The following is a 24,073-nucleotide window of genomic DNA, read 5'->3' as shown; positions in this document are numbered from 1 at the left end:
TAGGTGTCATTTAATCGTCAATAGTACAAGGCGAAATTTTAATTATTGATTGTTGTTAAGTTAAATTGCTTCCTGAATGGATATTACCCCCAGCCCTTTTCTTTATTAAGGGAATGGGGGTTTTTAATTTTCTTGAAGGGAAGGGACAGTTAGCAGTTATTAGTTATCAGTTACAAGTTAATACGGGGATTTGACACTCCCCTTCAATTTATTGATGGGGATTCTTAGTTCGCAGGGATTCCAACGAATTTACCCTCACTAAGCATCTTGACCGTATGTCCTACGGCTGCAAGTCCACGAAGAAGAACTACTTGAGCGGCTGCAACATCTCTATCAGTTTGATAGCCGCAATTATCACATTTATGAAGGCGTTCGGCTAATATCTTTTTTCCTGTTTCGTGCTGGCAACTAGGACATATTTGAGAAGTATTCTTCGCATCAACTTTTTGGAAGAAAACACCACGCTTAAAACAAATTTGTTCCAAGATATTAAAAAACTGACCAAAACCAGCGTCTAAGCAATGCTTTCCTAACATCCCTGCTTTCAACCCCACAAGGTTCAAATCTTCTACAAATATCATCCCGTTGTTATCATATAACTGATGTGCTAACTTCCTATGCCAGTCTTTACGACAATTAGCATTGATTTATTTATTTATTTATTGATTTATTATTCCATCAATCTTAAATTAGCGCGATCGCCAAGATAATTTTAATATTTCTATAGATAGATGTACTTATAACCAAACTCCTAAATACGTAATGCAATAGTAAGAAAATAAACATAAGGAAATATATTTTTGCTTCTAAATTGCAAATATGGAGTTACATATAATACATATTTGCAGTTTTGAGATAAGAATAAATACTTCTTTTAATAGTAAATAAGAATGACAGGTTACAGTTAGATTACATTCTGCGAAAAGCTTAATATACCTAGATTCTTAGTCTCTCCCAAAAACAAATTAAAATTGAAAAATAGTTGACATTTTAAAGATTCATCTGTTTAAATGTACACATAATTCCTAAGTAATTAAATCGGTAATTACTTAATAAAAACTTGAAGCCGAGATAAAAGATACCCGTAAATGCTTTGTAAACTAACTTACTTTTTGCAAAAAGCTTACCTATTCTTAAACTTTCGCGACTAAAGTAACAAAGGCGATATAAAATTGTTTCCTATCTAACTAAAAACGCTGGTGTAATAAGAAATAAACTGATGAGTATCAAACGTCGTGATTTTTTGTTGTTGATGGGAGGAAGCGCGGGTGCGGTAGCACTAAGTTCGCTGTCTGGGTGCGATAAAAATGTAACAACTAAACCAAATACGCCACAAAATAAGGCGTTATCCGTATTTAAACCTGTAAAAGGTCCCCTTCCATTGCAAAATGCTGGGTTTACTCCAGAACAACAGCAAGAAGCTTACCGCAACTATGAAGTAGTTGATGATTTGGTATTACCAAATGGTTTTGAGTATCAAGTTATTGCTGCTTGGGGCGATAAAGTCGGTGATTCCCGATTTGGTTACAACAATGATTATTTATCATTTGTTCCTACGGGAGAAAATGAAGGATATCTCTCAGTTAATTTTGAATACATTAGCGCTATTCCTTGGATGCAAACTTATGCCGAGGTGATAGGAAAATCGTTACCTTTTGATGAGGTGATAAGCAAGCTGAATACCGATTCCCAAGGGAAAGGTGAGGTAAATGCTTATGCTTTAAAGGAAGACGATCCGTTGAAAGCTAAAATACGAGAAATTAGTTCCGAAGCATTATTAGATCAGGGTTTAGGTATTATTTCTATTCGCAAAAATAGCGATGGAAAATGGGAACGTACTAATAGCAATGTAGATAGACGTATTAGCGGAATTTCCGGTTTAGAAGACGGACGCTACCTGAAAGCAACAGGCCCCGCCGTACTGGTATTTCGCAAACAGCAAGGGCTTGGCTACACTGACAAACTTGGCGATCGCATAATTGGTTCGTTTGCTAATTGCGCTGGTGGAACAACACCTTGGGGAACGGTATTAAGTGCGGAAGAAAATTTTCAGGCACAGGTACCAGAACCAGTATATGCTGATGGAACATCCTTTGAACCAGAAAAGGTTCCTTTCTTATTAAGTAAGGGAGACTTGTACGGTCAAGGTAACGTTTTTGGACTAGCTGGTAATAAATACGGTTGGATAGTTGAAGTAGATCCAGCTAACCCCGACGATTACGGCACAAAACACACTTGGTTGGGACGATATCACCATGAAGCCGTAGGCGTGCGTGTCGAATCAGGAAAGCCTCTAGCGTTTTATTCAGGGTGCGATAGAAGAGGTGGACACGTTTATAAATTCGTTAGTCGGGACAAAGTTTCTAACCCCGAAGACAAAGCGAATTCTCAGCTTCTTTCTGAAGGAATGCTTTACGCAGCCAAATTCGACTCTAACGGCACGGGTAGCTGGATACCTTTAAATGCAGATACCTCAATAAATCCAGATCTTCCGAGCAATATCGATGGAAAACTACTTCATTTACCATTAGGTTCGCGATCGTCAGGAGATAAGCAAACATTATTTGAAGTACCAAAACCCATCGAAGGCAATTATTTACCTGCGTCAAAAGACGAAGAAGTTGCTCGATATAAGCAACAATTCAAAAAGCTGGGCGATTTATACACGGGTAACGCAGAAGAAAAGCAGGGTGCAATATTAATTGATGCACATTACGCCGGTAATGCCGCAGGTGCAACTTGTACGGCTCGTCCGGAGGACACTGAAATTGCACCGAATGGAGATTTGTATATTAGCTTTACCTCTGGTTCTCCTGGTGAAGATGGGGGTCCCGATAGCAGAATTTTTAAAGGTCCCAAAGGCGAAGTTAGTTACGAATATGGATGGGTAATGCGTTTGACGGAAGACGGCAATAACCCAGCAGCCAAGACTTTTAAATGGGAAATGCTTGCTACTGGTGGCGAACCTGCGAGCGGTGGAATGGGTTTCGCAAACCCCGATAACCTGCTTTTAGATAAAGGTGGGAATGTGTGGATGGTAACGGATACTTCAACATCCAAGTTAAATAATTCCGTAAAAAGTCGTACCGACGATGAAGGTAAAACTGCAAATATATCGGGACTATTCGGTAACAATACTATTTGGTATATTCCAACTTCCGGTGAAAATGCTGGCCAAGCCTTGTTATTTGGTATCGGACCGATGGAGTGTGAAACAACTGGCCCCTGCTTTACTCCTGACGAGCAAACCATGTTTTTAGCCATCCAGCATCCTGGAGAAGCTAACGGCACTCGTTTAAACCAAGCCTCGGAAAGCCGGGATTACCTGGTTTACAGCACCACGGGAGAAGAATTTACGCAAAATCGTCAAGTCCCTATTGGTTCCAACTGGCCGAGCAAAACAACTGATGCTCCTCCGAAACCTGCGGTTATTTATATTACCAAAATTGCATGAGCTTAGTTGCTCAATATTCTCAACTGTTCTAGAATGATTTACAGCGTAATTCTAGACACCACATATTTTTTTTTTGAGAGAATTTCGCAATTCAGTATAAAGCAAATTTGTATCCGCTCTCATAAACACAAAATAGCAAATTTACGTAATAATGGGAACTGTTGTGCTTATGCCAAAGTGACTAAATATACTTTATATCTCTGAGATTTTTACTGCTAATAACTTGTAGCCTTCCGATATTTTTTATGGAGCCAACAGCATTACTTTTTTCAGCGGACATATTATAGGATGAACTGCACACTCGGAGCGTGAATTATTTATAATTTAGCAGAGTTCCTTGAGACACTTCATCTACCTTTTGGCTGAGCCAAGCAAAAACTATCTACTAAAGAAGAGAGCGAATACAAATCGCTAATTGTATGAGTAAATCCTAATTTGATTTGACCATGTTTACAGGGTGGTGGCAAATCTATTGGATACCTTTGACCGCTTTAAATTCAAGCAAAAACAAATCTAACCAACAAAGGAATCTTAGAGAATGTATTCTACAAATCGTCCTGTAAACAGCAGTTTTTCACAAAACACAAACAATAACACTAGCAGTTCCTTACCACAAAGACTGTTTACTCGTCGCGAAGTAATTCCGCCACGTAACGACGTACTTTGGAGAATCGAGCGCGGTGCAGTTCGGACATTAACCTGGAGTGAAGATGGGGCATTCATCACTCTAGGCTACTGGGGTCCGGGAGATTTGGTTGGCTATCCACTTACAACCGTTAAGCCTTACCAAATCGAATGTCTAACCAGCGTTGAAGTAAGCGTTCTACCACCTCAAATGTGGCATCAAGACGTTGAAGCCTTGGTTTCTCACATTCAACAGTCAGAGGAGTTACTTAGTATAGTACATCGCAAACCAATTTCGCTACGTTTGTGGCAATTTTTAGTTTGGTTGAGTGAAAAGTTCGGTCGTGAAGTAGAACAAGGTAAACTTATTGACCTGAACGTTACTCATCAAGAGATGGCAGAAGTATTAAATACAACACGTGTTACCGTAACTCGTTTATTGCAACAGTTTGAAGACGAGCAGGTTTTGGTGCGTCACAAACGTCGCATCATTATACGTTTACCTAATAAAGATGGTAGAAAATAATCATCTTGTTAAATGGTTAATACTGTTAACCACTTAACCTTTTTCTGGTAGAATTAGCTTGTTTATTCATAAGTAGAATCCCTTAATTTAAACTTAATCTTAATTTTTATTAAATAAGAATTTTTAATTTAAGGGTAAAACTTATGATTTTACGTGTAAGCACAATTTTACCGGTGTGAGTGAGAAGATGAGAAAACTAATTTGGGATATTCTGAAACTAAGTCCAGTAATTGCAGCAGCTACAGTTTTTACTGCTAACAGTGCATTTGCAGAAGAAGTTAACCAACAAGTAACGCCTGTTGCTGAGTTATCTGAAGAAACAGATTCGATGGCTCAGGTAACATCAGTATCGCAGTTTTCTGACGTACAGCCAACAGATTGGGCATTTCAAGCATTGCAATCATTGGTAGAGCGTTATGGTTGTATAGCAGGTTATCCTAACGGTACATATCGGGGGAATCGCGCTTTAACTCGTTATGAATTTGCCGCTGGTTTGAATGCTTGTTTGGATAGAGTTAACGAACTGATTGCAGCGGCTACGACAAATATTGTTAGTAGAGAAGATTTAGCAACTTTACAACGTTTACAAGAAGAATTTAGTGCAGAGCTAGCAACCTTGCGCGGTAGGGTAGATGCATTGGAAGCTCGTACCGCTGAAATAGAAGCAAATCAATTTTCGACTACTACTAAATTAGGTGGTGAAGTAATATTCGCTTTCTCTGATGCTTTTGGCGAGGCTATTGGTGATACAGACTTAGAAAGTAGTGCAGATAATACAACCTTTAGCAATAGGGTACGTTTAAACTTTGATTCTAGTTTTACAGGGAAGGATAAATTAAGAGTCCGCTTGGAAGCTGCAAACGTGACCAGATACGATAATGTCACAGGTACCGACATGGCTCGTTTGGGCTTTGACTCAAATAACGATAACGACTTTGATATTGGTGAAATGTGGTATGAGTTTCCACTCAGCGATGCATTACGGGTGAAAATTGATGCCGTCGATGCCGAATTTAACGACAACATGGAAGTTTTTAACCCTGCCTTTGAAAGCAGTGGTAGCGGTGCTATTTCTCGCTACGGACGTTTTAGCCCTATATACCGTCAAGGTGGTGGTGCTGGTTTAACATTAACCTTCGCTCCTAAATCTCCAATCAGCGCATCAGTTGCTTACACGGCTGATGAAAACAGCGACCCCGCATCCGGTCGTGGACTTTTTGACGGTAATTATACAGCCATCGGTCAAGTTAGTTTCAAACCAAGTAAAGCCATTGGTCTTGGTCTTACCTATGCTCGTAGATATCAAAATCAAGAAGGTGGCGTTAGCTTATTTAATTCTACAGGTAGCATTCTTGCCAATCAGCCCTTTGGTGAAGTTGCAACTACTGCCAACCACTACGGCGTACAAGCTTTAGTAAGCCCCACTTCTAAAATAGCTCTTTCTGGTTGGGCTGGTTTTTCAGACGCAACAGCCAAAACCGGACCAAATCAAGGTGCGGATGCCGAAATGTTCTACTGGGCTGCTGCGTTGGCTTTCAGAGACTTTGGAACAAGAGGTAGTACCCTTGGTGTGATCTTCGGTCAACCACCTAGAGTAACCAGTAATGATATTGCTGATAGTGAAGATGAAGATGCTTCTTATCACTTAGAAGCGCTTTATAAATTGCCTATCAATGATAATATTGCTATTACTCCTGGCGTGTTGGTGATTTTCAATCCAGAATATGATAACGATAACGACACCATTTATGTAGGTACTCTTCGTACTACTTTCAAATTCTAAGATGGTGCGAGCAATTTTAATTTTATAAACTTTACGAAGCCTGTTTTTGCAGGCTTTTTTTGTGATTATCTTTAAAGAAAGCAGCAGCTTGAATCCAATCGGAAATTTTAACACAAAGAAGCTCGGTATCTTAAAGGTACCGGGCTTCTGAGTATTTTGGGTTAATTCAAATTCACATCTTGCAGCATTGTTGTTAAGCCTAAATTCCCGCCTTGTAAGCCGGAGGCTTTCTCGCAGAGAAATTGATTGATGCGGCTAATAGACAAAGTACGTTAAAACGCACTAAAAGCCTTATTCAGTCTTGTTTAGAAGACTTTGTATGTGAGCCTTGGAATAAATTCCAAGGCTGTTGTTGGTAATCGTGCAAGATGTGAATTTAAACTGACTTTTAAAAGTAAACTTCAAATAAGCTCGCTACATATAGTAAGTATTGTGATAAAAAATACCAATAAAAATTAAAAAATCTGCTATAAAACTTTAAATAGAAAACGAACGCTAATATACCTATAAACGATAATTACCTACCAAAAATATATAAAAACAAGAAGAAATCTGCAAAAAGTGTATTAGTTTACTTGTTTTAACTACTATATATAGATTTTAATTAAACACAACAGTCATCAGTAAATATTCGTAAAATAAAAAACGAATAACTTGATGCTGCCCCAAACGGTAGGTGTGAGTGAGAGAAAAAATGACAAAGCTTTTCTGGAACGTTTTCAAGTTAAGTCCAGTAGTTCTTGCTGCAACATTTTTCGCTGCTAACGGCGCATTCGCTGGTGAAGCAACCGAAAAGACCACTTCTGTTGCCGAGCTATCGGGGGAATCTAACAACATTGGTCAAGTAACATCCGTTTCCCAGTTTTCCGACGTACAGCCCACCGATTGGGCATTCCAAGCATTGCAATCTTTGGTTGAGCGCTACGGTTGTATTGCTGGTTATCCCAACAGCACCTTCCGTGGAAACCGTGCTTTAACCCGTTACGAATTCGCTGCTGGTTTGAACGCTTGTTTAGATCGCATGAACGAATTGATTGCGATCGCAACCGAGCAAGTTGGTTCGGGTGACATGGAAACCTTGAAGCGCTTGCAAGAAGAGTATGGTGCTGAATTAGCTACTCTACGCGGTCGTGTAGATAGTGTGGAGTCCCGCACTGCACAATTGGAAGCTAACCAGTTCTCCACTACTGCTAAGTTAAGCGGTGAAGTTGTATTTGCAGTTTCTGGTGCTTTTGGCGATGAGAAAGCTAATGGTAGCTCAGATGACGTAGAAGACAACGTAATCTTAACAAACCGCGCTCGTTTGAACTTTGATACCAGCTTTACTGGTAAAGACAACTTGAGAGTTCGTTTACAGGCTCGCAACACTCCCGATTTTAATGGTGCAACAGGCACCAGAATGTCTCGCTTGAGCTTTGATGGTGATAACGGTAACACATTTGACCTCACCGAATTAAACTACAGCTTTAATGTAAAAGGAGTTAAGGCTAAGCTTGACGTTAATGAGGCTGATATCTACGAAAACGTCAACGTATTCAACCCCTTGTTCCAAAGCAGTGGTGGTGGTGCTATCTCTCGTTACGGACGTTTCAGCCCTATCTACCGTGCTGCGAGCGGTGACGCTGGTTTAACAGCAGTGTTAGGTGGTAAGAAGTCTCCGATTAAATTGAGCGGTTCTTATAGCTCTGGTAATCCAGCTGACACCGAGACTGGTATTTTCAATGGCAACAATGCTTTCTTAGGTCAGGTAGAAATCCAGCCTATAAAAGCTTTGAACATAGGTGCAACTTACGTGCGTCGTTTCGATGATGGCAGTGACACTAACGTTACTGGTAGCACGGGTAGTAGCATAGCTGGCAATTCTGCTAGAAGACCTTTTGGCAGTGGTGTTGCAACTACCTCCAACCACTACGGTGTACAAGCTGCTTTACAACTCAACAAAAAGACAACTCTTGGTGGTTGGTACGGTTTTGTTGATGCAGATGAAACTAGTGGTACTGGAGATTCAGAAGTTGAGTATTGGGCTGCTACACTCGGCATAAAAGACTTTGGTGCTAAGGGTAATACCTTGGGTTTAATCTTCGGTCAGCCACCTAAATTGACTCAAATCAGTGGTGTTGCAGGTGCTACTAAAGACGAAGATACTTCTTACCACTTAGAAGGTCTTTACAAGATGAAGCTTAACGACAACATCGCCGTTACTCCTGGCTTGTTAGTAATCTTCAACCCCGAACACAACAACGATAACGATACTGTTTACGTAGGTACATTACGTACAACCTTCAAGTTCTAAATCGATATCTATAAAAGAGTTCAAAATAACTAGACAGTAGGGAGTAAGTAAGTTACTGCTCCCTGCTTTTTTAGTAAGTAGGTAGGTGTAATTAAATATAAGATAAGACCTCACCCTCAATCCCTCTCCTTAGTAAGGAGAGGGAAGCGATACGGCAGGGTGAGGTTTTATATTTAATTTGACCCACTTGTCTATAAATATACGAAGATTCATCTTAAAATTTAGCAGCATCAAAAATTTGCTCCACTGTTAAATTTAACTCAGGGAATACTTTTGATTGAATGGCTCCACTTGTTAATGGAGTTCTGACATACTGACCATTTACTAATTCACACAAAGTAAAAGTTGGTTTTTTTGGACTGCCAATAAACTCTTTACCACCAAGACCTAAATAATCAACAATCCAGTATTCGGGTATGCCAATATCGCTGTACTCGTCAAACTTTAATGCGTAGTCGTCTTGCCAATTTGTACTAACCACTTCTACAACTAATGGAACTGTTGCGCTTTGAGAAACAGTAGATTCCTTTCTATACAATGGCTCGTTTGCTAAATTACGCTTGTCTAATACTAGAACATCGGGCAAAAAACCAGAATTTTTACCAATTGGTTTTATTAATACTTTGGGAGCAATAAAGTAAGGTAAATCAAAATTTTCAAATTTGGCTAATAATTTTCTAATCAAAAACCCTGTAACGTTTTCATGTTCCCCGATTGGTTGAGCCACTTCTACAAGTATCCCATTATGTAACTCATATCTCTTATCTCCCGTTTCTAATTTGACAAAATCTTCAAATGTGATTAAGGTTTCTGTTAATATTTTAGGTAGTGTTTGAGTCATTTTTTCCCTTTAGTATTTATTAATCGGGCATTCTTTGGGAATTATCCGCAGGTAGCCTATCGTTACTCCAAGCCCACCACACATGAGAGCAGTTACAGTAATAAAATTCTTGCCATTTTCGACGATACCCTTCTGTAACTACAGGGGAACGTCTATTTATCCAAACCTTTTCGGCTTCACGACTGGTTGAGCCACACTTAGGACAGCAAAATTCAAAAGCATGAGTGGCTTGAGAAGTCCATTGGGGAGCTACAGGAGCAAAAGCATCCATAAAAATTAATACTTAGTAAATATTGGGGATTGAACATTGGGCATAGGAAAGCCTTCTATTTACTTTACTATTTTCAGCTAAGTATTTTCAGATAAGACAAAAAAATTAGTAAGTAATGAATTTGTAACGGCTGGAGATTGCAACCGAGCCTTTCAATGACTCAAAATAGTTGAGCGCGGGTATTTTTCTATAAATAAATAAATTAGATTGGTTAAAAATAGACTTAATAATTACTACTTGAGTCGAGTCTATAACGTTTGAATAAAAGTATCTATTAAGAAAAAAAATACTCATAAACTTCTATTCCCAATTCTCAATTACCAACTTTTAATTATGGAGCCAAAGGTAGAAATTCGCCGTTTGTCAGATTTAATGCCTGCTTCAGCTAGGAATACGATAAAAATAATTAGTAAACCGGAACAAACAAAAGTAATTGATGCATCGTTTCCATTACCTTGGCATCGAGAAAGACCTATATATATTAACTTTGATTTGTGGCGCAATCTGACAAAGCAACAACGGGATTTATTACTGTTACGTACTGTTAGCTGGTTAACAGAAATACAGTGGTTTAAACCAAATATATATCAAGGTGTGGCGTTAGTTGGACTTTTTGGTGGTTTGATAGAAGCGGCTCAAGGTGATGCAGTAGGAGTAGTTGCCGCTGGTGGATTAAGTGCGATCGCCCTTCTGCGTATGTACCGCAACAATCGTTCTCAAGAGTCGGAAGTTGCTGCTGATATGGCTGCGATTCGTTTGGTACAGCGACGAGGTTATAGCGAAGCGGAAGCAGCAGAATATCTTTTAAAAGCAATCGAAACCATTGCAAAAATCGAAAAGCGTTCTATTTTAAACTTCATCGAATTGATTCGTTGTTCAAATTTGCGAACAATGGCAGGTTTTTCAGAGTTAGGAGTTAAAGGATTTTAGATTTTGGATTAATAGTTAGTTTCTCGGAAGTAGGAATTAATAAGTAGGTTGGGTTACACACGAAAAAATTTATTGAATCTGTAACGAAAATCTAGATTAATCGTGTTGTAACCCAACATCATGATTGTAGATAGATATGATTAAATACGAGCGAGCAATGCAATGTTGGGTTACGACGCTTCAGGAAATTATTTGTTACTTATTAAATATTTTGTGCGCCTAACCCAACCTACCAACGATTAATTACCAATTCCCAAATCTAATTATTCACAGTGAAAAAGCTTATATTCGTAACCGTCAATACTTGGTAAATCTCGATTGTCTGCAATACAGTTATTAACTTCTGCTGGTGCGTGAAAGTTTACCAGCCATAAATCAATTGGTCGTGATAATCTTTTTAATGTATTTTGCAAAGTAATTGTAGGGGCTTTTCTATCTTTATCTTGATGAGCAAGTAGAAATCTTACGTTTAAGTTTTGATTTAAGTTTTGATTTGAATCTGCAAGCTTAAATTCTCTGGCTACTCCAATAGTTTCCCCTATTTGAACGTGGGTTTTTTGAGTAGTAGCGATAAGTACTGGGTTTTGGGATGTTTTTTCGATTAATTTTACAAATAAATCTGGACGATAATATTTTTGATATCCTAAATTGCAAACGACGGTAATTGAACTAATAAATCCCATTAGCAAAATTATCGCGACTGCTTGTTTACCCGTGACTCCCCATCTAATCTTTTCTGCGCTTTTATTATCGCAAATTGTTGCTAAAATAGCTCCTACTAAAACCATTACTGCGGGAAAATAAACAAAGTTATATCTAGCACCGCGTGTTAAGTCAATTCCGAGAAAATAAGTAAATATAAAAAATAAAGTGATTGCTCCTAAAATAAAGCTAGATAATGCCTGAATTATTAACTTATTTTCCGATGATGATAACTGCACTTTATAACTACGAATCAAAATCGGTATTAACCAAATAAAGAAAATAATCATTCCCAATCCAGAAACAATTACCACTGCTAATTGAGATGCTTCAACTGGTAATAAGGAAATCATTGTAATCCAAGCGGCTATTGCTTGAAAAATTGGACTAATCCAAGCAAATCCAACACGCTCTCCTTGAATCCAATCGGTTAAATCATCACCGTAACTATTGTTAATAAATATTGGTATCCATATTAATCCCGCAAAAAATGTCCCAAGAGCAACTGCATAAATACGTTTCCACGGAGAACTCAAAAAACTAAAAGTGTGTTCAACTACTGTATTTTTGTTTCTCCACTCTTTCCACATCGTAAACATCAAAACAAAAACTTCGGCACAAAGAGTCAGAGCAAAAAAGTAATGAGTTGCAATACCTAAAGCGTTAACTATTACCCAACAAAATGCGATATTAATAGGTAATTGAGTGCGATTCTTTATATGACGTAAGGTAATAATTAAACAAGCAAGAGATGCTATAACCCACAGAATAGCTAAAGTATAATGACGGGCTTCTTGCGCTAAAAAAATACCAAATGGCGACACTGCCATCATTGCAGCAGCTAAATGACTTATCAAACGGGAACGAAACGCCAACCAGCTTAAACCAAATATTGCTGGAATTGATAATCCACCGAATATTGCAGCCAGCAAACGCGCACCCCATACAGAAACTAAACCTGCATTTGTGGGAAATAACTTCAACCACAAGTGAGTCAATACGAAATATATTGGCGGATGGTTACTTTCATTAAATAAATTAGTTAAAACATCGCTGACACCAGCTGAGGGATTTGGCTGTAGCGGTTGCAACAAAGTATTAATAGTAATAGCTTGGTTTAAAGGTACTCCTAAAAAACTATTTCCCAAACTAAATACTAAAGTCGAAAATTCATCAGTCCAAGGAGATTTACCAGACAAATTAGTCAAACGCAAGCTAATTCCGATGACTAGCCAAACTAAAAGCAGTAAAATGTGAAACCACCGGGAATATATGCGAGCCATAGCTAAGTGTCAACTCATCTAGTTCGATAGTAGACGCTCTTATATAATTAAAGTTCGCCTTTTAAATAATATAATTATTTAAAACTATTTGACTTGCGTAACTCGCCAACTAAGTTTAAGATTCACCCAAAAATTCCATACGGTAGCTACGGCAATAGCAATTAAATTTGCAATATAACGATTAGAAATAACAAAATTAAATACTAAATTCAAAACCAACACATTAATTGCTAATCCTGCAAAACAAATTATATTAAACTTCAAGAATCGCTTCAAACGTTGTTTCAGTCCTTTTTGTTCCATCGCGACATCGGCAAAAGTCCAAGCATCATTCCACAAGAAATTATTAAAGATAGCTATTTCTCCCGCAATAATTTTACTACGAGTCAAAGGCAAACCTAAAGTATTTGGGTCGCTGAGTAAATAAAGTATTGTCATATCTACGAATACTCCGCTTAAACCCACCAAACCGAAGCGAATAAATTTACCGATGGGAAAACCCCAGCGCAGGCTTAATTGTGCTACCTTTTCCGAAGAAAAACGCAGCCTTAACAAGTGACGAATATAGTCAAGATAATGCTTCCAACTCACTTTGCTTTCTCCATCTTGACGCTCGCAAAATACATAACCAACTTCAGCGATTTCGTCTACTTTTCCTCTTCCTAAAACTTCTAACAGAATTTTGTAGCCTATAGGATTAAAAGCGATATCTTCTATGCAGCTACGACGCACCATAAAATAACCGCTCATCGGATCGGAAACTCTACCCGTGACTCGCGGTAATATAATCAATCCTAACAATTGAGCGCCGCGAGATAACAAACGCCGAATAAAACTCCAGCTACTTACGCCACCACCATTCACATGGCGACTCGCAACAGCTAAATCGGATTTTTTTTCAATAGCATTTAATAATTGCAACAATATATGGGGTGGATGCTGCAAATCTCCATCAATTACACCTAATATTTGCCCTCTAGAATTTTGCCAGCCCCGAATTACCGCAGAAGAAAGCCCTCGTTCGTTTTCCCGTCGCATCACCTGTAAGTGCGGGAATTCTGAAGTCATCGACAAAGCGACTTCCCAAGTACCATCCGGGCTATTGTCGTCAACTATAATTAGCTCGTAATCTCCTGGTATACTTTCATCGAGCAAGCGAGTTAATGTTCTGACGATTTTATTGATATTACCAGCTTCAAGGTAAGTGGGAATAACCAATGAAAATAAAATGCTTTGATTGGCAATACCCGCTCTAGGTGGTAATCGAGGAATCCGTAACTCTCCGCTTGGCACTGATAAAAGATTCTTCGGTTGGATGATACTCATGAAGAAAAATAATAAGCTGGCAAAGTGCTTTTAGTTATTATGCTTGAAATTCACTTTTTTAGAATGGGTACTATGAGTTATTAGTTCGGAGTTAAAAGTTAAAAGTTAATAGTAATATTTATCCTAACTCTCCTTGTCTCCCCATCCCCCCACTCTCCCCCTTCTCACTCAATTCGGTAATTTACGTTACAAACCGATATTACCTGTAAAAATAATATATATGCCTTTATGTGCCTTCATTTTTGAAAAACGCTATTTTTTCCAAAAATTACTATGAAAGTTTCTGTCAAAAATACAGTCGATGCAATTCTTGAATGTGCCTTGAGGGGTGATGATTTATCTCCTGAAGAAGGAATTACGTTATTAAAACAAACCGACAACAGCGTTATAAATGCTATCAACACAACAGCCGACAAACTACGATTTTCCCAAGCCGGAGATACCGTCACTTATATAATTAATCGAAATATTAATTTTACTAACATATGCGAGCAACACTGTAGTTTCTGTGCATTCAGAAGAGATGACGGTGATGAAGGTGCTTTCTGGCTGGATTGGGGACAAATTTTAGAAAAAACTACAGACGCAGTAAAAAGAGGTGCCACAGAAATCTGTATGCAGGGAGGATTGAACCCCGAAGCCAAAATAGATGGTAAATCTTTAACTTACTATCTCAAATTAGTAGAAACCATCAAGCAAGATTTTCCTCAATTACACCTTCATGCTTTTTCCCCCCAAGAAATACAATTTATCGCCAAACTTGATGGACTAAATTATGCCCAAGTAATAGCCGCTTTACAAGAAGCTGGTGTAGGCTCCATGCCAGGAACAGCGGCAGAAGTACTAGACGATGAAGTCAGACGCATTCTTTGTCCCGAAAAAACCAACTCAGCAACTTGGTTAGAAATTGTTAGCACTGCCCATCAATTAGGTTTACCCACTACCAGCACCATGTTGTCGGGACATATCGAAACCGTAGAGCAACAAATTGGACATTTAGAAAAACTGCGATCGCTACAAAAAACTGCCGTAAATGAAGCTTATCCGGCTCGAATAACGGAGTTCATTTTGTTACCATTTGTCGGTCAAGAAGCTCCAAAACCCTTACGTAAACGTGTAGGACGCGACCAGCCAGAGTTAGATTCGTCACTATTACTTACTGCTGTAGCCAGAATTTATTTAGGTAACTGGATACCGAATCATCAGCCAAGTTGGGTAAAGCTAGGAATTGAAGGGGCTGCCAAAGCTTTAAATTGTGGCTGTAACGATATTGGCGGCACATTAATGGAAGAGCATATTACCACAATGGCAGGTGCTGTAGGCGGTACCTGTATGGAAGTCGAAACTCTACAGAATACTATTACTGCTTTAGGAAGAACATATCAACAAAGGAATACGCTTTATGAAAAAGTGTGACAATTTTGGATTTTAGATTTTAGATTTACCTGTTTGCAACTGCTCACTGCTAACTGTTCACTGATAACTGCTTCACGCTTCTTCAAAAACGATCCCTACGATACAAATACAAGATACGATGGACGTTGATTTAAGTATTTGTTCACATTCAATGCATATGAAACACTATTGGTCACGTTTACTTGCCTTAGTTTTAGTTGTAGTCATAGGTTTGACTGGATGTTCGGGTAGTCGAGATCAACTCAGTGGAGATTATCGTCAAGACACTCTAAATATAGTCAGTGTATTGAGAGAAGCCTTAGCTTCACCTGATGATGCCGCTGACAAAGCAGCAGTTCAAGCAGATGCACGTAAAAAGATTAATGAGTTTGCAGCTCGTTATCAGCGTAACAACTCTGTATCAGGTTTAAGCTCCTTTACAACCATGCGAACTGCTCTTAATTCTTTAGCTGGACATTACAGTTCTTACCCAAATCGTCCCGTACCTGAAAAGCTCAAAAATCGTTTGGAAAAAGAGTTTAAGCAAGTCGAAACTGCGCTCAGACGTGGTTCGTAGTTACTCTATCTTTTTTTGTTCGCGGTTAGTAGTTCACGAAAAACAACTGCTAACCGTAACAATTTATTAAATTTTCATTATTTCTAATTTATTATCAATTATTCTTTATTTGCTTTAAATCGAAGCTAAACATTAACTGTTTAGACTAATTCCCATAATCATAAATACTGCACTTGTATTACACAATCGGGCTGCAAAAAATCTATCGCTTGCATTTCAAGTTTATACAAAGTGGGCTATAATGCCTAGTTTTTACAGCATTACTTTGATCTTGTTAGAAAATTGCTAAATAGAGCAAGCTTTTAACAAGGGGAGAAGAAATTGCATCGTTACCTTAAACCGAAAAGCAAGTAGTTTTTGGCACAAGTATTAAGAGGATGTTTGAAAAGTATTATGTTTTACTTCCAGCACCTGGGAAACCTAACCCCCCTGCCCCCCTTCCCTATGAGGGAATGGGGGTAATAAGCCTCTCTCCTTTTAGGAGAGAGGTTTGGAGAGAGGTTCCTAGTATAGTTATTGACGCATTCTTACATCCTCTAAGACCTTGTGTATTTTTGGGTTTATTGATAGAAATAAAAAATCAAAAAATGGAAGTATTATATCTAGCTGTAGATACTACGGTATAGTTGACGAGCAATAAAACAAACATATAATTGCTTTTAATTACTTGAAGTTGCCTTCTTGACATTTAGAAAAAAATCGAATAATGATATACGGCAACAGAAATAAGATATTAGAAGTCGATAAAATATAGGCTTCAAAGCTCCCATTGCAAAATTATGTAATAAAATACACGTTACCGAATAAAAGTGTATTGGGGTTGGTAAAAATTTTTAATTTTATTAGTGAATATGTCTAAGCTTGCCTTGAGTGTCGCAAAGCCAAAGTTAATTTTACGACAACTGTTTGCAGTAATTTTCAGTACGACTTTATTTCTTCCTTACCTCAAAAGTCAGCCAGCAAACGCACAAGTAACTAGTTACTGTCACATAACATCTACCGCAGTAAAAGAAAAAGAAAAGTTGCGTTTGTCAGCACAAAAAGGCGATCGCGAAGCCGCAAATCGTTATCAGCAATTAGTGAGACAGCACTCACAAGCTGTAAGTGACTGTCGCAGAAGCACTTGGCCCCAAGTCCAAGCAATCTGGTTGCGCTTGTATCCCTGTGACGTTCAAGCGGGGGCACTTGACAGAATTATGGATAATGTTGTTAACAAAGGCTACAACCAAGTTTATGTAGAAACTTTTTACGATGGGCGAGTATTGTTACCAAAAAACTCGAATCCTACAGTATGGCCTTCCGTACTTCGTGACAAAGGTCAAGAAAACACCGATTTATTGGCGCAAAGCATTCAAAAAGGGCGCGAGCGGGGATTAAAAGTATATTCCTGGATGTTTACCACCAATTTTGGCTATACCTATGCCAAACGTAAAGATCGAGAAGAGGCGATCGCCCGCAACGGAAAAGGTCAAACTAGTTTGTATGTAGTAGATAACGGTTCTCAAGTATTTGTAGATCCTTATAATTTACAGGCTAAGCGCGATTTCTATGAAATGGTAACGGAAGTAACGCGCCGTCGTCCTGATGGTGTACTATTTGATTACGTGCGCTACCCGCGTCAAGCAGGTAAAGATTCCATCGCTACGAGAGTTACAGATTTGTGGTTGTACAGCAAATCTACTCAACAAGCCTTATTTCAACGAGCGCTGAATAACAAAGGATTGGGAATGATTCGGCTATTTTTGAGCAAGGGATACGTTACATCATCAGATATAGCTAAGCTTGACAAACAGTATCCTCAAGAAGGAGAACCCTTATGGCAGGGGCGCACTCCACCGATTCAGCAAAAAGCACTTAACTCTCCACAACAAAGACAACCCTTACTGCAATCAGAATTGTGGCAGCTTTCCGTTGCTCATGCCATGCAGGGTATTCTAGATTTTGTAGCACTAGCAGCTTATCCAGCCCAGCAAATAGGAGTTCCCGCAGGAGTCGTATTTTTCCCCGGTGGAAATAAAACAGTAGGAAAAGGTTACGATTCGCGCTTACAACCTTGGGATAGATTTCCTAATTCCTTAGAATGGCATCCGATGGCTTACGGAAAATGCGGTACTAGTAACTGTATTGTTTCTCAAGTAAAACGAGTTATAGATACCGCTAAACCAGGAACCCAGGTAATTCCAGCCTTAGCGGGAGCTTGGGGTAAATCCATCAGCAATCGTCCACCTTTAGAAAAACAAATGCAGGCTTTAAGTCAATACAAGCCATACATCAAAGGAGTTAGCCATTTTGCTTACTCTTGGCAAAATCCCCAAGATGACAACGATAGAAAATTCTGTCGGGTACGTTAATTTTTTAGGGAGTAGGGAGTTATGAGTTAGGAGTTAGGAGTTATTTTTCCCCTTGTCCCCTTGTCCCCTTTTCTCCCCCTCTACCCCCTCTACCCCCTCTACCCATCCCCCCTCTCAAAAATAACTACAATCTCTGTGGCTGCAACTTCAAATAATCAATAAAATCCAGAAGCTCTGCATCATTTAATTGCTGACGGGAGCGTTTTTGATATCTTTGCTGCAAATATTCTCTTCCTTGTTCGGTACTCCAATTTAAAAGTCTTAAATACTTATCGGATTGAGCAATTAAATTTTCGCGCAATTCAGCAGTTGTAAACTCGGTACTAAATTGTGCTTTGCGATTAATTTTTAAACCGATATTTTGTCCTAAAACTTGCCAGTTAATTTCTTTATGTTCCTCCCAATTTACATCTATACTTCTGTAAGTTGCTGGATTGTAAACTTTACAAAAAACAACTTTTTTATCACCAGGTTCAATGGTAATTGTTAATGGCTGCTGTAATTCTTCAGCACTGACTTTATCCAAAGACATTAACAAACCTTTAGAAAAGTAGGAATCGCTACCCGATCGCACAACGTAGGGCTTATCTGCGAGAATATATAAATCTGTTTTTTCCGTTTCTCCAAATGAAGTTTCTACTTTTTTATTAACTTCGATTCCAGTGATTATCCCAGTCAAAGCTTTATCGTAAATTGGAATCTGCTTTTTTTCTTCAGAAAGTGCGTACCAGCAGTAATCATTTTCTCTGCTCACAAAAATATACTGCAATCTTGGAATTGAGCCAAAGCCTAATTTAATATCCATGTTTCCGTAAATGCTTTTACTAATTAATGTTTTTTACAATCTGCCCTAAATGGCTTTATATATATAATTCCCTCAACAACAGCGAAATCATCACTCAAACTGTATTCTTATTGGCAAGCATAAGAAAATTTATCCCGCAAATACGATTCGACTCTTCCGGGATAAACTAATTAGCCAGTCTATCATCAATTATAGTACTAGTGTATTGTAAAGAAGAAATTAGAAAAATAAATGATGTAGAGACGTAGCAGTGCTACGTCTTCCATCACGTCTGTGGGAATTGCAGTTGCTCTCTATTAACCGCCAAAAAAGTAGTTCATATTGATTTGAATATCAGTACTCGAACCAACTACAAATACAGCCGAATCGCCGAACTTAGGGGGGCCAGTAAGAATTCGAGGATTTCGAGAAAATCCGAAACCTTCTTTAGGTATACCTAAACCGTTCGTATTAAGTTTGCCATCGCCATTTTTATCGTGAAACATTGCGATCGCATAGGTTCCGGCTTTTAAAGCAGGAATATTCAGCTTTGCATCGCGATCGTCAAGCTTAACGCACTGAGCTTTGATAGCACGTTCATTATTGCTAGGAAAACCGCGACTGCTAGAAAAAAGGCTAAAACAAACTTGTCCTGTTTGATTTTTAAGTCCCTTAACTGTGACAGAAAGATTACTATTTACACTACCTTCAGCACTGGGTAAAAATGCTAAATTTCCAATAACACTTAGAAGTGCAATGCCGACTTGAAACTTATTCTTTAGTAAATTCATAGAAATTGCTAACAACAAACTCTTACAGAATAAAGCAAATAAATTACTCTATAAATTTACTAGTACACAATATTACGGCTTTATCAGTGTATTTTACAATTGAGCGTAGTTTTACTCTTAACCCAAAGTATCTGGATCTACACCCAGCGCTTTTAAACGTTCCGCCAGCATTTGCGCCCTATTTTCCGCTTCTTGACGGCGTTCTTCAGCTTCAGTAATACGTTCTTCAGGGGTAAAATATCTTTTTCCTGATTCGTCGTACCAATACATCCATTCTCGCGTGATACCTTGATAAGTTCCTCTTTCGCAACCAATTCCTAAACCAATCTCCGACAACCAAACGGGATTTCCGGACTGTAAAACATATTCGCCATTCATTAACTTATACACTTCCAAAGGTGCTTTGCGGCGACGATGGGGATTGTAAACAACGTAATATAAAATTTCTAATTCAGCATAAAATTCTTTCTTGGTGCTATATTCTCCTCGATAGGTTTGGGAAACAACTTCTAAAACCATACTTGGAAGTTTCTGCTCTTCCCAAAGTACATAACTCAAGCGTAGAGTTTCATCAATAAAACGCTCAACACCCAAACAGAGAAACCCATCGGGGACAATAGCCGGTTTCTTTGCATCATAATAAACTCCCATATCTACCCCAAAAAACCAATCCCGACGTTCAGCCCAAATCAAAGCCAGTATAGCTTTGAGCAAACCGGGAATTAAATCTTGTAATTCATTATCCACAGGAGTTTCGTCAGAGTCTGGTAATTCTTCAGAAGAAGGTAAGCAGTGTAACGGGTTGTAGTTTAGCATGGAAGGTTTACCACAATTGATGCGATTCTATAGATATTTTAGTTAACTATCGCAAAGAGATAAATCGTAAATAAAATCGCCCGCAGGTTAGAAACCTGGGGCTACAAGAACAAAGCCCGTCTGCACGGGCTATTTACAGCATATTTGATCTTTTCAAAATACATTCGGACGGGCAGGGATGCCCATCCCACAAGAGTTTTACAATATGATGGTGTGCCTCATTTATCTGCAAAATGCTGTATTTTTATCAATTATAGGGTGTGTGACTAGGGTGTTGATTCTGTGTCCTTTTAAGGCATAAAAAATCATGCAAAAAACGTGTTTGCCCCCAAGATATTGCCCTCTCCCCCTTCCCCTCTCCCAAATTTGGGAGAGGGGTGCCCGTTAGGGTGGGGTGAGGGAGAAAGATTATGGTTGTTACCGACATAAAAGTTGTATGAACTTTAAGCATAAAAATCTCTCCAAAGTCAACACCCTAGTGTGTGACGCTGCGACAAATTTAATAACTAATTAAAATGCGATTAAGCGTCACGTACCAATAATATTTCTGATTAACTCAAAATTCCCATACGTGTTCGGGATTATTCAATGCAGCGCGAACGTTACTTAAATTAGCCAAGTCTTTAAAAGGGCTAGATTTAGCAATTTCCGTAATCGAATTTAAAGCAATCGCTAACTGTTCGTTATCACCCGATACAAGCGCATTATCAACTACACCAAACAAAGCGCGAAAGTTTTCCGCACGCTCATCAAAAGAGCGATCGAGGTATGTTATTACTAATTCGCGTTGAGCATTAATTCGAGCGATCGCTTCTTTTTCCCAAGCTTCGATATCGCGGCGTTTAGTACGTTCTTGTTCTGCAATTGTAAGGTATTCCGTGTAAGCTGAAACCATTTGTTCAAGAGATTCAGCAGGGTTTAAATTTTGCAGCCCAAAAGTTTTTATTTTCTTAAGTGACATATTTAATAACCTCACAGACTGCGGTATCTAGCAGTAATTGTCGCGGTTGCAGGATTTAATTGTCCTTTTCTATCTAAAACAGGAGTTTTCATGATTTCTGAAATTGCCTTTATCAGTAGCGCTACCTGTTGAAATTTATCTGCGTCCTGATTTAGATCGAAATACGGTAGAGATTCGAGTTCGTCAAGTCCTTTAATTGCGCGGTTATTAAGAGATTCGAGTAAATCTGTTAGCTCGAAAATCCGCTTTCTTACCTGTATTAAAAAATCCCCAACAGATTCAATCTCAGCGATCGCTTTATTAATTTTAGCCTCATATTTTCGCGCCTTGGTTAAAGCTTTTTCACCTTGACCTGCAAATACAAAACCACCAATCAACAAAGCCGGACCAACTGTAATTCCACCTAATACAAGAGAACCAAGTGCCATACCACCGCCACCAGCAGCAAGCGAGCCACCACCTAACCATGCCAAAGTTGCATTTGTCGCAGCAGCACCGCTTAAACCTGAGATAGCAGTTCCCACCGTTCCTCAACCCAACCTACTAACTTTCTTTCTTCTGCGCTCCTCCGCGTTTTCCTTTGCGCTCCTTTGCGTTAAAAAAATATATCCCAAGGCGTTTTTTATTCCGAATTGCTTCTCTTACAACCCCATAAAAAAAAGGACAGGTTTCAAAACCCATCCTTTCATCAAAAAAATTACTTCAAAATCAAACTAATTACCAATCTTCGGCGCACTCATTGACACCGCAGGAACTTCCCGTTGAGCCAAACTCGGTACCGAATCGCGCAATCTTTCGGTTAATTGAATTGTTGTCGCATCGTAAATTTGAGTCAAAATTTTCGGATACAAACCAATTCCGATAATTGGAATCAACAAACAAGCAACAATGAATATTTCGCGGGGTTCGGCATCTATAAGATTCTGAGTAGAAGTCAACTCTTTGTTTTCTTCACCGTAGAAAATCTCCCGCAACATTGACAGCAGGTAAATCGGTGTCAAAATTATACCTACTGCCATTAAGAACACCACGAAAATCTTGAAGGTGTTGCTATAAGCATCGCTGGATGTAAAACCAACGAATATCATTAACTCTGCCACAAAACCGCTCATTCCTGGCAATGCTAAAGAAGCCATCGAACAGGTGGTAAACATGGCAAAGATTTTACTCATTCTTTTACCAACACCGCCCATTTCATCGAGCATTAAGGTATGGGTTCTATCGTAAGTCGCACCAACTAAGAAGAACAAACTTGCTCCAATTAATCCGTGGGAAACCATTTGCAATACAGCTCCACTCAAACCTAAATCGGTGAAGCAACCAATACCAATCAGCACAAAGCCCATGTGAGAAATTGAAGAGTAAGCGATTTTACGCTTCAGGTTACGTTGTGCAAAGGAAGTTAAGGCGGCGTAAATAATATTCACAACCCCCAAAATTATTAAGGCTGGCGCAAAATAAGCGTGTGCATTGGGAAGCATTTGAGCATTCATCCGAATCAATGCATAACCGCCCATTTTTAACAAAATCCCTGCCAGCAACATATGCACGGGGGCTGTAGCTTCACCGTGGGCATCTGGCAGCCAAGTATGTAGGGGAATAACGGGTAGTTTGACGGCGTAAGCTATGAAAAAAGCTGCATACAGCCCCAGTTCCAGCTTGAGGGGAAAATCTTTTGCGGCTAACGTTGCCATATCAAAGGTAATGTTATCGCCGTAAAATGCCATGCTTAGGGATGCAAGCAAGATAAATAACGAAGCACCAGCGGTATACAAGATAAACTTGGTGGCTGCATAATGCCGCTTTTTACCTCCCCAAATTGACAATAGGAGGTAAACCGGAATCAATTCGAGTTCCCACACTAGGAAAAATAACAGCATATCTTGAACTGCAAATACGGCAATTTGTGCGCCGTACATTGCTAGTATCAAAAAGTAGAATAACTTGGGTTTAAAGGTAACTGGCCAAGCTGCTAAAACTGCCAGCGTGGTAATGAATCCAGTCAAAATAATTAGAGGCATTGACAAACCATCTGCCCCTACCGACCAATTTAAACCTAATTGGGGAACCCAAGAATAACTCTCTACCAGTTGCAAATCGGGATTAGAGAAGTCGTACTGGGTGTAAAAAGCGGTAACAATCAGCGCAAAATCGATCAAGCCGACTATAAGAGCAAACCAGCGTACTGTTTTACCGTCTTTATCCGGAATGATGGGAACTAACAGCGATGCTGCTATGGGCAACAAAATAATCGTTGTTAGCCAAGGAAAATTAGCTATATTCATCGAAAAAGTTAGGAAGGAATAATAAATTTTGGCTATCAACTACTAGCTATTAAGTAGCAGTTTTTTTTTGATTTGGCGTT

General features: G+C 38.9%; 19 protein-coding genes. 8 read left to right on the top strand and 11 right to left on the bottom strand.

Going from position 1 to position 24,073, the window contains the following annotated elements; genetic code table 11:
- Positions 1-224 precede the first annotated feature (224 nt).
- Entirely contained in the window at positions 225-647 is a 423-nt protein-coding gene (locus ACM03V_RS00480) for an RNA-guided endonuclease InsQ/TnpB family protein (RefSeq protein ID WP_414618971.1), read from the bottom strand.
- Positions 648-1,219: 572 nt separating this feature from the next.
- On the opposite strand from ACM03V_RS00480, the gene ACM03V_RS00475 reads away from it, so the two are divergent.
- The 4 genes from ACM03V_RS00475 (at position 1,220) to ACM03V_RS00460 (ending at position 8,680) form a co-directional block, all read left to right on the top strand.
- Positions 1,220-3,454: a PhoX family protein gene (locus ACM03V_RS00475; protein WP_414618783.1), complete on the top strand. Its 2,235-nt coding sequence runs from the start codon at positions 1,220-1,222 to the stop codon at positions 3,452-3,454.
- Between the two features lie 538 nt (positions 3,455-3,992).
- Positions 3,993-4,604 (top strand): Crp/Fnr family transcriptional regulator, encoded by a 612-nt coding sequence (locus ACM03V_RS00470; RefSeq protein WP_414618782.1) that lies wholly within the window; start codon positions 3,993-3,995, stop codon positions 4,602-4,604.
- A gap of 187 nt (positions 4,605-4,791) precedes the next feature.
- Positions 4,792-6,387, top strand: a complete 1,596-nt coding sequence (locus ACM03V_RS00465; RefSeq protein WP_414618781.1) for an iron uptake porin — start codon at positions 4,792-4,794, stop codon at positions 6,385-6,387.
- A gap of 694 nt (positions 6,388-7,081) precedes the next feature.
- Positions 7,082-8,680 carry an iron uptake porin gene (locus tag ACM03V_RS00460; RefSeq protein ID WP_414618780.1) on the top strand — a complete coding sequence of 533 codons (1,599 nt, stop codon included), beginning with the start codon at positions 7,082-7,084 and terminating at the stop codon, positions 8,678-8,680.
- Positions 8,681-8,894: 214 nt separating this feature from the next.
- Here ACM03V_RS00460 and ACM03V_RS00455 read toward each other — a convergent pair whose 3' ends face one another.
- The gene (locus ACM03V_RS00455) at positions 8,895-9,521 is read right to left on the bottom strand and encodes a Uma2 family endonuclease (protein ID WP_414618779.1); all 627 of its coding nucleotides are present in this window, start codon (positions 9,519-9,521) and stop codon (positions 8,895-8,897) included.
- Between the two features lie 19 nt (positions 9,522-9,540).
- Positions 9,541-9,792, bottom strand: a complete 252-nt coding sequence (locus ACM03V_RS00450) for a hypothetical protein (RefSeq protein ID WP_414618778.1) — start codon at positions 9,790-9,792, stop codon at positions 9,541-9,543.
- Between the two features lie 333 nt (positions 9,793-10,125).
- Between ACM03V_RS00450 and ACM03V_RS00445 the strand changes: the two genes are divergently transcribed.
- Complete coding sequence (locus tag ACM03V_RS00445; RefSeq protein ID WP_414618777.1) at positions 10,126-10,722, top strand: DUF3318 domain-containing protein; 597 nt, start codon at positions 10,126-10,128, stop codon at positions 10,720-10,722.
- A 263-nt stretch (positions 10,723-10,985) separates the two neighbouring features.
- Here ACM03V_RS00445 and ACM03V_RS00440 read toward each other — a convergent pair whose 3' ends face one another.
- Together ACM03V_RS00440 and ACM03V_RS00435 are read right to left on the bottom strand one after the other, a co-directional pair.
- A complete protein-coding gene (locus ACM03V_RS00440; RefSeq protein ID WP_414618776.1) occupies positions 10,986-12,707 on the bottom strand; it encodes a glycosyltransferase in 1,722 nt (573 codons plus the stop codon).
- An 84-nt stretch (positions 12,708-12,791) separates the two neighbouring features.
- Positions 12,792-14,033, bottom strand: coding sequence for a glycosyltransferase (locus tag ACM03V_RS00435; protein ID WP_414618775.1), 1,242 nt, complete (start codon positions 14,031-14,033; stop codon positions 12,792-12,794).
- A gap of 273 nt (positions 14,034-14,306) precedes the next feature.
- Here ACM03V_RS00435 and cofH point away from each other — a divergent pair, with 273 nt between their 5' ends.
- The 3 genes from cofH (at position 14,307) to ACM03V_RS00420 (ending at position 18,356) form a co-directional block, all read left to right on the top strand.
- Entirely contained in the window at positions 14,307-15,449 is a 1,143-nt protein-coding gene (gene cofH, locus ACM03V_RS00430; RefSeq protein WP_414618774.1) for a 7,8-didemethyl-8-hydroxy-5-deazariboflavin synthase subunit CofH, read from the top strand.
- 157 nt (positions 15,450-15,606) lie between these two features.
- Complete coding sequence (gene psb27 / locus ACM03V_RS00425; RefSeq protein ID WP_414618773.1) at positions 15,607-16,005, top strand: photosystem II protein Psb27; 399 nt, start codon at positions 15,607-15,609, stop codon at positions 16,003-16,005.
- A gap of 851 nt (positions 16,006-16,856) precedes the next feature.
- On the top strand, positions 16,857-18,356 hold the full coding sequence (locus ACM03V_RS00420; protein WP_414618772.1) for a family 10 glycosylhydrolase: 1,500 nt from the start codon (positions 16,857-16,859) through the stop codon (positions 18,354-18,356).
- 124 nt (positions 18,357-18,480) lie between these two features.
- Here ACM03V_RS00420 and ACM03V_RS00415 read toward each other — a convergent pair whose 3' ends face one another.
- The 6 genes from ACM03V_RS00415 to ACM03V_RS00390 all read right to left on the bottom strand — a co-directional run bounded on the left by ACM03V_RS00415 (position 18,481) and on the right by ACM03V_RS00390 (position 23,987).
- Positions 18,481-19,161 carry a hypothetical protein gene (locus ACM03V_RS00415; protein ID WP_414618771.1) on the bottom strand — a complete coding sequence of 227 codons (681 nt, stop codon included), beginning with the start codon at positions 19,159-19,161 and terminating at the stop codon, positions 18,481-18,483.
- A gap of 296 nt (positions 19,162-19,457) precedes the next feature.
- Entirely contained in the window at positions 19,458-19,931 is a 474-nt protein-coding gene (locus tag ACM03V_RS00410; RefSeq protein ID WP_414618770.1) for a DUF2141 domain-containing protein, read from the bottom strand.
- 117 nt (positions 19,932-20,048) lie between these two features.
- Positions 20,049-20,747, bottom strand: a complete 699-nt coding sequence (locus ACM03V_RS00405) for a Uma2 family endonuclease (protein ID WP_414618769.1) — start codon at positions 20,745-20,747, stop codon at positions 20,049-20,051.
- A gap of 556 nt (positions 20,748-21,303) precedes the next feature.
- Positions 21,304-21,708 carry a hypothetical protein gene (locus ACM03V_RS00400; protein WP_414618768.1) on the bottom strand — a complete coding sequence of 135 codons (405 nt, stop codon included), beginning with the start codon at positions 21,706-21,708 and terminating at the stop codon, positions 21,304-21,306.
- 11 nt (positions 21,709-21,719) lie between these two features.
- Positions 21,720-22,232 carry a hypothetical protein gene (locus ACM03V_RS00395; RefSeq protein WP_414618767.1) on the bottom strand — a complete coding sequence of 171 codons (513 nt, stop codon included), beginning with the start codon at positions 22,230-22,232 and terminating at the stop codon, positions 21,720-21,722.
- Between the two features lie 189 nt (positions 22,233-22,421).
- Positions 22,422-23,987 (bottom strand): NAD(P)H-quinone oxidoreductase subunit 4, encoded by a 1,566-nt coding sequence (locus ACM03V_RS00390; RefSeq protein ID WP_414618970.1) that lies wholly within the window; start codon positions 23,985-23,987, stop codon positions 22,422-22,424.
- Positions 23,988-24,073: the final 86 nt, after the last annotated feature.

It is taken from the genome of Calothrix sp. CCY 0018, from assembly GCF_963920925.1.
Classification (GTDB): domain Bacteria; phylum Cyanobacteriota; class Cyanobacteriia; order Cyanobacteriales; family Nostocaceae; genus Rivularia.
Note: the sequence above shows the minus strand (reverse complement) of the source record. Positions and strands in the feature narration are given on the sequence as shown.

What these genes read in the sequence shown, in the direction of transcription:
- ACM03V_RS00475 (WP_414618783.1), top strand. Translation starts at nt 1,220, where the DNA reads ATGAGTATCAAACGTCGTGATTTTTTGTTGTTGATGGGAGGAAGCGCG.
- ACM03V_RS00470 (WP_414618782.1), top strand. Translation starts at nt 3,993, where the DNA reads ATGTATTCTACAAATCGTCCTGTAAACAGCAGTTTTTCACAAAACACA.
- ACM03V_RS00465 (WP_414618781.1), top strand. Translation starts at nt 4,792, where the DNA reads ATGAGAAAACTAATTTGGGATATTCTGAAACTAAGTCCAGTAATTGCA.
- ACM03V_RS00460 (WP_414618780.1), top strand. Translation starts at nt 7,082, where the DNA reads ATGACAAAGCTTTTCTGGAACGTTTTCAAGTTAAGTCCAGTAGTTCTT.
- ACM03V_RS00455 (WP_414618779.1), bottom strand. Translation starts at nt 9,521, where the DNA reads ATGACTCAAACACTACCTAAAATATTAACAGAAACCTTAATCACATTT.
- ACM03V_RS00450 (WP_414618778.1), bottom strand. Translation starts at nt 9,792, where the DNA reads ATGGATGCTTTTGCTCCTGTAGCTCCCCAATGGACTTCTCAAGCCACT.
- ACM03V_RS00445 (WP_414618777.1), top strand. Translation starts at nt 10,126, where the DNA reads ATGGAGCCAAAGGTAGAAATTCGCCGTTTGTCAGATTTAATGCCTGCT.
- ACM03V_RS00440 (WP_414618776.1), bottom strand. Translation starts at nt 12,707, where the DNA reads ATGGCTCGCATATATTCCCGGTGGTTTCACATTTTACTGCTTTTAGTT.
- ACM03V_RS00435 (WP_414618775.1), bottom strand. Translation starts at nt 14,033, where the DNA reads ATGAGTATCATCCAACCGAAGAATCTTTTATCAGTGCCAAGCGGAGAG.
- cofH (WP_414618774.1), top strand. Translation starts at nt 14,307, where the DNA reads ATGAAAGTTTCTGTCAAAAATACAGTCGATGCAATTCTTGAATGTGCC.
- psb27 (WP_414618773.1), top strand. Translation starts at nt 15,607, where the DNA reads ATGAAACACTATTGGTCACGTTTACTTGCCTTAGTTTTAGTTGTAGTC.
- ACM03V_RS00420 (WP_414618772.1), top strand. Translation starts at nt 16,857, where the DNA reads ATGTCTAAGCTTGCCTTGAGTGTCGCAAAGCCAAAGTTAATTTTACGA.
- ACM03V_RS00415 (WP_414618771.1), bottom strand. Translation starts at nt 19,161, where the DNA reads ATGGATATTAAATTAGGCTTTGGCTCAATTCCAAGATTGCAGTATATT.
- ACM03V_RS00410 (WP_414618770.1), bottom strand. Translation starts at nt 19,931, where the DNA reads ATGAATTTACTAAAGAATAAGTTTCAAGTCGGCATTGCACTTCTAAGT.
- ACM03V_RS00405 (WP_414618769.1), bottom strand. Translation starts at nt 20,747, where the DNA reads ATGCTAAACTACAACCCGTTACACTGCTTACCTTCTTCTGAAGAATTA.
- ACM03V_RS00400 (WP_414618768.1), bottom strand. Translation starts at nt 21,708, where the DNA reads ATGTCACTTAAGAAAATAAAAACTTTTGGGCTGCAAAATTTAAACCCT.